This window comes from Streptomyces sp. NRRL B-24572 (assembly GCF_002156145.1).
Taxonomy (GTDB): Bacteria; Actinomycetota; Actinomycetes; order Streptomycetales; family Streptomycetaceae; genus Streptomyces; species Streptomyces vietnamensis.
The window spans coordinates 1-8,713 of record NZ_MWIG01000034.1 but is presented as its reverse complement, the minus strand read 5'-3'; the positions used below and the strand labels follow the sequence as shown (position 1 = coordinate 8,713).

Annotated in this window: 8 protein-coding genes; 4 read left to right on the top strand and 4 right to left on the bottom strand. The window is 71.0% G+C overall.

Annotated elements, in window-relative coordinates; translation table 11 throughout:
• The 4 genes from CCN56_RS02280 to CCN56_RS02265 all read left to right on the top strand — a co-directional run.
• On the top strand, positions 1-836 hold an 836-nt coding region (locus tag CCN56_RS02280), incomplete at its 5' end, for a S1C family serine protease (protein WP_086822820.1).
• Between the two features lie 20 nt (positions 837-856).
• On the top strand, positions 857-1,585 hold the full coding sequence (locus CCN56_RS02275; protein ID WP_086822817.1) for a response regulator transcription factor: 729 nt from the start codon (positions 857-859) through the stop codon (positions 1,583-1,585).
• The gene (locus CCN56_RS02270) at positions 1,582-2,979 is read left to right on the top strand and encodes a cell wall metabolism sensor histidine kinase WalK (protein WP_086822814.1); all 1,398 of its coding nucleotides are present in this window, start codon (positions 1,582-1,584) and stop codon (positions 2,977-2,979) included. Before CCN56_RS02275 ends, CCN56_RS02270 begins: the two co-directional genes overlap by 4 nt.
• 43 nt (positions 2,980-3,022) lie before the next feature.
• Positions 3,023-3,808, top strand: coding sequence for a nucleotidyltransferase (locus CCN56_RS02265; protein WP_086822811.1), 786 nt, complete (start codon positions 3,023-3,025; stop codon positions 3,806-3,808).
• On the opposite strand, the gene CCN56_RS02260 is transcribed toward CCN56_RS02265, so the two are convergent.
• The 4 genes from CCN56_RS02260 to CCN56_RS02245 all read right to left on the bottom strand — a co-directional run.
• Positions 3,805-4,659, bottom strand: coding sequence for a phosphatidylinositol-specific phospholipase C (locus CCN56_RS02260; RefSeq protein WP_179199646.1), 855 nt, complete (start codon positions 4,657-4,659; stop codon positions 3,805-3,807). The genes CCN56_RS02265 and CCN56_RS02260 overlap by 4 nt on opposite strands.
• A 106-nt stretch (positions 4,660-4,765) precedes the next feature.
• Positions 4,766-5,245 (bottom strand): hypothetical protein, encoded by a 480-nt coding sequence (locus CCN56_RS02255; protein WP_086822806.1) that lies wholly within the window; start codon positions 5,243-5,245, stop codon positions 4,766-4,768.
• A gap of 22 nt (positions 5,246-5,267) precedes the next feature.
• Positions 5,268-6,887: a vanadium-dependent haloperoxidase gene (locus CCN56_RS02250; protein WP_256961680.1), complete on the bottom strand. Its 1,620-nt coding sequence runs from the start codon at positions 6,885-6,887 to the stop codon at positions 5,268-5,270.
• Between the two features lie 210 nt (positions 6,888-7,097).
• Positions 7,098-8,713: bifunctional UDP-sugar hydrolase/5'-nucleotidase (locus CCN56_RS02245; RefSeq protein ID WP_107484082.1), on the bottom strand; the 1,616-nt coding region annotated here is incomplete at its 5' end.

Below are 8,713 nucleotides of genomic sequence, written 5' to 3'. Positions count from 1 at the left end.
CCTCGGCGACCCCGGCGACGCTGGTCCAGAACCTCACCTCCGACAAGGCCCCCGTGAGCGCCTCCTCCCCCGTCGTCAGCGGCACCAACGTCTCCACCGGCAGCAAGGGCACCGTCGCCGGGGTCGCCGAGGCGGTCTCCCCCTCCATCGTGGAGATCTCCGCGACCTCGAACTCCGGCAAGTCCACCGGCTCGGGCGTGATCATCACCTCCGACGGCGAGATCGTCACCAACAACCACGTGGTCTCCGGCGCCTCCTCGGTCACCGTGCAGCTCAGCAACGGCAAGACGTACCGGGCCGAGGTCGTCGGCACGGACCCCGACAAGGACCTCGCCCTGATCAAGCTCCAGGGCGCCTCCGGGCTCAAGGCCGCCGCGCTCGGCGACTCCTCGAAGATCAGGGTCGGCGACGAGGTCGTCGCGATCGGCTCCCCCGAGGGCCTGACCGGCACCGTCACCAGCGGCATCGTCTCCGCGCTCGACCGGGACGTGACCGTCGCCAAGGAGGAGGGCGGCCAGGAGCAGCAGCAGGACCAGCAGCAGTGGGACCCCCGGCAGGGCTGGCCGTTCGAGTTCGGCGGTCAGCAGTTCAACGGCGACACCGGTTCGTCGAAGACCACGTACAAGGCGATCCAGACCGACGCCTCGCTCAATCCGGGGAATTCGGGCGGCGCGTTGATCAATATGAACGGCGAGATCATCGGAATCAATTCGGCCATGTATTCGCCCAGTTCTTCGAACGGCTCCACCGCCGGAAGCGTCGGTCTCGGATTCGCGATCCCGATCGACACCGTGAAGGCCGACCTGGACAGCCTCCGCTCGGGCGGCGACAACTGAGCACGTGCGAGGCTGAGCCCATGACGGGACAGCAGAACGAAGCCGAGCGCATCCTCATCGTCGACGACGAGCCCGCCGTCCGCGAGGCCCTGCGCCGCAGCCTCGCCTTCGAGGGGTACGAGACGCGGGACGCCGTCGACGGCCTCGACGCGCTCGCCGCGATGGAGTCGTACGCCCCCGATCTCGTCGTCCTCGACGTCCAGATGCCCCGCATGGACGGGCTCACGGCGGCCCGCCGGATCCGGGCCGCCGGCTCCACCGTGCCCATCCTCATGCTCACCGCCCGCGACACGGTCGGCGACCGGGTCACCGGCCTCGACGCCGGCGCGGACGACTACCTGGTGAAGCCCTTCGAGCTCGACGAGCTGTTCGCCCGCATCCGGGCCCTGCTCCGCCGCAGCTCCTACGCCTCCGCGCCCGCCGCCGCGCCCGCCGAGGGCGACGTCCTGTCCTTCGAGGACCTGCGGATGAACCTCGCCACGCGCGAGGTGACCCGGGGCGGACGGACCGTGGAGCTGACCCGTACCGAGTTCACGCTCCTGGAGATGTTCCTCGCGCACCCGCGCCAGGTCCTGACCCGGGAGCAGATCCTGAAGGCCGTGTGGGGCTTCGACTTCGAGCCCAGTTCCAACTCGCTGGACGTGTACGTGATGTATCTGCGGCGCAAGACCGAGGCCGGCGGCGAGCCGCGCCTCGTCCACACCGTCCGGGGCGTCGGCTACGCGCTGCGCGGAGGAGGCGGGGAGTGACGGGCCGCCTGAGGAACTGGTTCCGCTCGCGGCCGCTGCGCTCACGGCTCGCGCTGCTCAGCGCGGCCGCCGTGGCCTTCGCGGTGGCGGCCGTGTCGCTGGCCTGCTGGTTCGTGACGCGGGCGCAGCTGGAGGCGGAGCTGGACTCCTCGCTGAGCAGCACGCGCCTGAACGAGAACAGCGTGCAGCAGTTGCTCACGATGTGCCGCCAGGGCACGCCGCTGCCGCCGGTGGGGGGCTCGTACACGGTGCAGGTGGTCCTCGGCGACGGCAGTGTGTGCACCTCGGGAGCGGCAGCGATCCCGGTCGCCGCCGCCGACCTCGCGGTGGCACGGAAGCAGGTGGACGACGCCCTGCACACGGTGAAGGACGACGCCGGGCGCGAGATGCGGGTCTACACGTACCAGCAGGACACTCCGCTCCAGATCGCGGTCTCCCTCGCCCGTCCCCTCTCCGAGATCGACAACTCGATGTCCACGCTCCGCTGGGTGCTGCTCCTGGTCTCCGGGATCGGCGTCGTCGGCGCGGGCGCGGCCGGCCTGTGGGTCGCGCGGACCGGTCTGGAGCCTGTGAACCGGCTGACGGACGCGGTCGAGCACGTCGCCGCGACCGAGGACCTGACCGTCCGCATCCCGGTGGAGGGCGAGGACGAGATCGCCCGGCTGTCCCGCTCCTTCAACGCGATGACGGCGGCGCTCGCCAGTTCCCGGGACCGGCAGGCGCAGCTCATCGCGGACGCGGGCCACGAACTGCGGACGCCGCTGACCTCCCTCCGTACCAACGTCGAACTGCTCGCGCGCAGCGAGGAGACCGGCCGGGCGCTCCCGCCGGACGACCGGCGGGCCCTGATGGCCTCGGTGAAGGCGCAGATGACGGAGCTGGCGGCGCTGATCGGCGACCTCCAGGAGCTGGCCCGCCCGGACGCGGTGCAGCCGGGCCCCCTCCTCGAAGTGGTGCCCCTGCACACGATCCTGCGGAACGCCCTGGACCGGGCGCGGCTGCGCGGCCCCGAGCTGACGTTCGTCACGGACCTGGCGCCCTGGTACGTACGGGCGGAGACGCCGGCGCTCGAACGGGCCCTGGTGAACGTCCTGGACAACGCGGTGAAGTTCTCGCCGCCCCGGGGCACGGTCGAGGTGACCCTGATGCGGGGCGAACTGACCGTCCGCGACCAGGGCCCCGGCATCGCCCCGGAGGAGCTCCCGCACGTCTTCGACCGCTTCTGGCGCTCCCCGTCGGCCCGCAGCCTGCCGGGCTCGGGCCTGGGCCTGTCGATCGTGGCGCGTACGGTGCAGCAGGCGGGCGGCACGGTGTCCCTCGCCCCGGCGGAGGGCGGCGGCACGGTGGCGACGCTCCGGCTGCCGGGGGCACCGACGCCACCGCCCGAGCTGTGAAAACCGGTTCGACGACGGGCGGCTCCGGGGCCAGGGTGGACCCATGGACGACGACCACGGCCTGAACCCCGACGGAACGATCGCGCGCGAAGGCGCCCTGGACCGCGTCACCGCGGAGTTCGCGCCGGTCGTCGAGGCGGCGCGCGGACGCATCTCCCGGGCGTTCGGCCCGGACCGGCTGCACAGCGCGTACCTGTACGGCAGCGTGCCCCGGGGCACGGCGGTCGCCGGCGTCTCCGACCTGGACGTGCAGTTGGCCCTGCACGGGGAGCCCACGGAGGCGGACCGCGCCGCCGCCCGGGAGCTGGAGTCGGCGCTCGACCGGGAGCTGCCGCAGATCGACGGCGCCGGGATCCTGCTGAGCAGCACGCGCGTGCTCCTCAGCGAGCTGGAACGCCACGACCTGGGCTTCTTCGTCGCCTGCCTCTGCACCCCGCTCCTGGGCCCGGACCTGGCCGAGGAGCTGCCCCCGTACCGCCCGACGTCACTCCTCGCGCGGGAGACGAACGGCGACCTGGCGCTGCTGCTTCCGGGCTGGCGGGCCCGGCCCGCCGGCCGCGCCCTGGGCCGCAGGGTCGGCCGCCGTCTGGTCCGTACGGGCTTCACGCTGGTCATGCCCCGGTGGGGCGGCTGGACCAGCGACCTCGACCGGTCGGCGGAGGTCTTCGGCACGTACTACCCGGAGCGGGCGGAGCAGATGCGCCTGGCGGCGGAGGCGGGCAGGTCGCCGTCCCCGGATCCGGCGGTCCTCGACCTCCTCGTCGAGGACCTGGCCCCGTGGCTGGCAGCGGAGTACGCGTCGGTGCACGGGACGAAGACTCCGCGCTAGTTGTGCCGGAGGAGCGCCTCGACGAGCCCCGCGCGGGTGTTGGGGAAGTCCATGGGCACGATCCCGAGCCCGACCTTCCCGGCGAGCTCGGCGCTGTCCAGGAAGCCGTGCACCCACGGGTTCAGCCGGTCGGAGTTCCAGCGGGGCGGCAGGTAGGCGGAGGTGCTGACGAAGTTCACGTAGAGCCGGCCTGGCTGGGAGGCGGCGGCGCGGAACTGGGCCTGGATCTTGGGGTACTTGGCGTCGGGGAGGGCGTTCCAGTCGTCCTGGACGGAGAAGACGGCGGGGTCGGCCCATCGGAGCCCTGGCAGCCCGCCGTTGTCGGCGAGGAGCACGACCCGTCCGCGCGCCTCGCCGAGGAGCGGCAGCGCGTCCCCGATCCGGAACAGCGAACGCCAGCCCCGCCGGTCGAGGTAGTCGTCGAAGACGGCACGGAACGTGGCGTCGGACTCCTCGGAGTACTCCTGCTTGACCCGCATGAGGACGGTCTCGGAGGGGTGCGCGGCGAGGAAGTCCCGGCAGGCGACGAGGACGTCCCCGAACATCATGTTCTGGTACGAGGCCCCGTGGTGGATGGCGAAGGACCCCCCGGTCACCCGGCAGCGCACGTCCAGGAAGCGGACGCCGCTGTCCAGCTGCTGGGCGATGGTGGTGTTCTGGCACTCCGACCAGGCCCCGCCGAACCGGGCCCCGGAGTCGTGCGTCCCGGGGATGGTGAGCCGCCGCAGGTCGGTGCCGTCCCCGTGCGCCGCCATCCACCCGCGCACGTCCACGGCGGATGCGGCGGGGGCTCCGACGAGCAGTGCGGCCCCGGCCCCGAGGGCTCCCATGAGTAAGCGTCGTCGCTCCATGACTCGGGACTATGGCAGGTCCACGACAACACCACCAGGGTGCGTCACGTACGGAAAGAGGGGGAGGCCGGTTCCCGACGGGAACCGGCCTCCCCGGTCTCTCAGGTCACTTGGCGACGGTGAATCCGCACCAGGGCGTCCAGTCCGAGGCCTGGGTGCCGCCGATCGTGCGCAGCCGGAACCGGTATCCACCCGGCTTCAGTTCGCCCGCGGCGAGATCGAGGTTGAAGACCATGCCGTTCGGCCAGATCTTCTCGGTCTTGGTGATGAGCGCGGCCTCGCCCGGCCTGGCGACCTCGAACGTGGCCTTCAGGGCGTGGTAGCTCCTGTTCTTGCCCGCGTCCTTGCCGAACGCGACCGGCGAGGCGGCGAGCGCGCCGCCGTTCGCGCCGGAGATCACCGGGGTCGGACCGCCGTCGCAGAACTGCGCCTGCTCGTACGGCCCGGCGAAGACCCGGAGGGTTCCCGGCACGGTGGGCTCGACCTGCGATCCCGTCGCGTTCGTCGCGCCGACGACCGCGACGGCGGCGAGCGCGGCGGCCACGCCGGCGCCGGCGCCGATGCGTCGGAGATGCTTCCTGTTCACGGGAGGACCATCCTTTCCGGGACTAGCGCGGGGTGTAGTAGATGTGCGTGAGGCCGTCGTAGCCGTTCGCGCAGCCGTAGGAGTTCCAGATGAGCTGGTTGTAGACGTTGTCCGCCCCGTATTCGTCACACCAGTACCAGGAAGCGCTGGTGCCGCCGTCGTAGTTCCCGACGGACGTGGCGCCCATGGGCTTGATCAGCCACTCCTTGCCCACGGTGGTGAGATAGGGGCTGCTGTACACGGGCGTGTTGTCGGGGTTCTTCGTGATCAGGTTGTTGAGGATCTGGCCGGCGGCCTTCCGACCCGTCGCCACGCCGAGGTCGCCGTCCCACTGGTAGTGCACCCCGAGGTAGACCCGGCTCCGGGCGTCTTCGGTGGCCGCCGCGGTGAAGCTGGTGAAGGTGCGGGTGACCCCGACCGCGTGCGGATCCTGGGTGGTGCCGGTGTACGTGATGTTGTCCGTGCCGAAGAACTGCTTCATCGACTCGGCCCACGCTCCGGCGAAGGTCGCGTGCCCGGAGACGTACGCGGGGAACGGCGGACTGAAGTGGTTTCCGGCCGCGTCGGCCGAGAGCGGCTGCCAGGAACTGTTCTGCACGGTGTCCGGGTTGCCGTCCGTATCGGCCAGCTTGACGGCGCTCTCGGGCCGCCACAGGTCGATGGAGGTCTGGTACTTCTGGTCCCAGGCGGAGATCCCCGCGTCCGCCATCGAGCCCGCGACCAGCGCGAAGAGCTGGACGTTGGCGAGCTCGTCGAGTCCGCGCTGCGCGGAGACGGTCCGGGTGTGGGTGAAGAGCTGGCCCGGCGGCTTGTAGGTGCCGTTCAGGTCGTTGGCCCAGAACCAGGCGATCTGGGTCTGCTCCGGGGTCCGCGTCGTGCTGTTGGCCGCGCCGAGCTCCGCGACCTCCTTGAACTGGGCCGTGTAGGCGGCGCTCTTCAGCAGCTCGGGCATCGTCGCGATGCCGCCGGGCGGCTGCGGACGCAGGTCGGCGGCCGTGGTCTTGTAGTACGTCCACGGGTAGGCGCCGTAGTCGACGAACTTCTTGACCTTGCCCCAGTTCGGATCCGCCGCCGCGCCGGAGCCCGTCGGCCGCCACTGGCCGGGTTCGGTGCTCGGGGTGTACGGCGTGGTGTCCTGCGATCCGTCGCCGGTACGGCGGGCGATCATCGCCGAGGCCGCCTGCTCGCCGACGCTCTTGCCCTCCGTGGTGGTGGCGTCGACCGGCTCGCCCGTACGGGCCGCCGTGAGGTAGTTGGTGAAGTCGAGCGCGGGGAAGGTGGACTTGAGGACGTTGTAGGCGGCGTGGTCCAGTGCCGCGTCGACGTTGGGGGCGACGCCGGCCTTCACGCTGATGCCGGGGGTGTAGAGCGCCCCGAGGCAGTTCTCCGGCTTGAATCCGCCGCTGCTGTGACAGCGGCTGGCGTTCGCGGCGTCGTACATGGCCAGATGCATCATGGCCCCGGCCCGTGCCAGGGGGCCGGGAGAGCCGCCCGTGGCGACGTAGGCCTTGAGCAGCGCGTCGTTCCAGTAGAGGGCTCGGTCGCCCACGGTCGAACTGGCGTGTGCGGGCGCGGACATGCCCACGCTTGCCAGTAACAGCGCCAGGCCGACGGTGAGGGAGCGTCTGACGGGATGTTTCACGGTCCTGCCCTCCAGGAATCATGGAAGTTGATCGTGCACCGACAAGATCACAAGCAGCATAGGGTCACCCTCCGCCCGGGTCCCGGGTTCGGAAGGAAATGCGGGTGAACATGCGGCCCGTGCCGGGAGTCGGCCTTCCCGCAGGAAGCACGGGACCCCGTCGGGCCGTGACGGCCCGACGGGGTCCCTGTGCTGCGTCCCGGAGGCCGGTTACGGCTTCGGGGGGTACACCACGCTGATGCGGTTCGCGGCCGGGACCGGCAGCGGGTTGGCCGCCGAGGAGTGGGCCGCCAGGTAGGCGTTGAAGACGTCGAGGTCCGAGGCGCCGACCAGCTTGTTGGTGCCGGTCGCCAGGGCCGCGAAGCCGTCGCCACCGCCCGCGAGGAACTCGTTCATCGCGACGCGGTAGGTCTTCGCCGGGTCGATCGCCTCACCGTTCAGCTTGATCGTGCCGTCGACGACGCGGTCCGCGCCCGTCTTGGTCATGTCGAGCGTGTAGGTCAGGCCCTTCGAGACCTGGAGGATCTTCACCGACTTCAGGTTCGCGCCGCTGACCTGCTGCTTCAGCGCGGCGATCAGGTTCGCGCCGGACAGGTCGACCACGTTCATCATGTTGCTGAAGGGCTGCACGGTGAAGGTCTCGCCGTACGTCACCACACCGTCGCCCTCGGCGCCGGACGCCTTGTAGACGAGGTCGGAGCGGATGCCGCCCGGGTTCATCAGGGCCAGCTGCGCGCCGCCCTTGTCCGCCGGGGCCAGGCCCTCCAGCTGCGCGTCGGCGATCACGTCGCCGAGCGGCTTCTCGTACGCCGTGGAGCCTCGGCCGTCGATGGTGGCGGCGATGAAGCCCTGCGGCCGGTTGGCGATCGGGGCGGCGAGCGGACGCCAGTCCTCGATCAGCTTCGTGATGTCCGCGGCCTTCGGCACGTCGCGCGAGACGACGTGGTTGGCGGAGGCGACGGCCGTGCGCACGATGTCCTTGGTGGCGCGGTCGTACGTCAGCGTCGTGTCCGTGTACAGCTTGCCGATCGAGGACGCCGAGGTGACCAGGCGCGGGTTGCCCGCCGGGTCGGGGATGGAGCACACGTACGCCTGGTGGGTGTGGCCGGTGACCAGCGCGTCGACCTGCGGCGAGACGTTCCTGGCGATGTCGACGATCGCGCCGGAGACGCCCTCCCCGTCCCCGTCGCCGTCCCCGTCGCAGTTGTAGTTGTACGCGTCCGAGGCCGGCATGCCGCCCTCGTGGATCAGCGCGACGATGGACTTGACGCCCTGGCGCTCCAGGATCTTCGTGTACTTGTTGATCGTCTCGACCTCGTCGCCGAACTTGAGGCCCTTGACGCCCGCGGCGGTGACGACGTTCGGGGTGCCCTCCAGGGTCACGCCGATGAAGCCGATCCGGACGCCGTCCTTCTCCCAGATGAAGGTGGGGTCGAGGATCGGCTTGCCCGTCTTCTCGTTCGTCACGTTGGCCGCGAGGTACGGGAAGTCCGCGCCCTGGAAGGGCTTGCCCTCGACGTAACAGCCGTCGGTCGGGTGACAGCCGCCGTTCTGCATGCGGGCCAGCTCCACCGCGCCCTCGTCGAACTCGTGGTTGCCCACGGAGGTGACGTCCAGGTCCAGCTTGTTGAGCGCGTCGATGGTCGGCTCGTCGTGGAAGAGCGCGGACAGGAGCGGCGAGGCGCCGATCATGTCACCGGCGGCGGCGGTGATGGAGTAACGGTTCCCCTGACGGGCCTGGCGCAGGTGCGTGGCCAGGTACTCGACGCCGCCCGCGTCGATCTTCTCGGTGGTGCCGTCCTCCTTGACCCGAATGACCTGGCCGG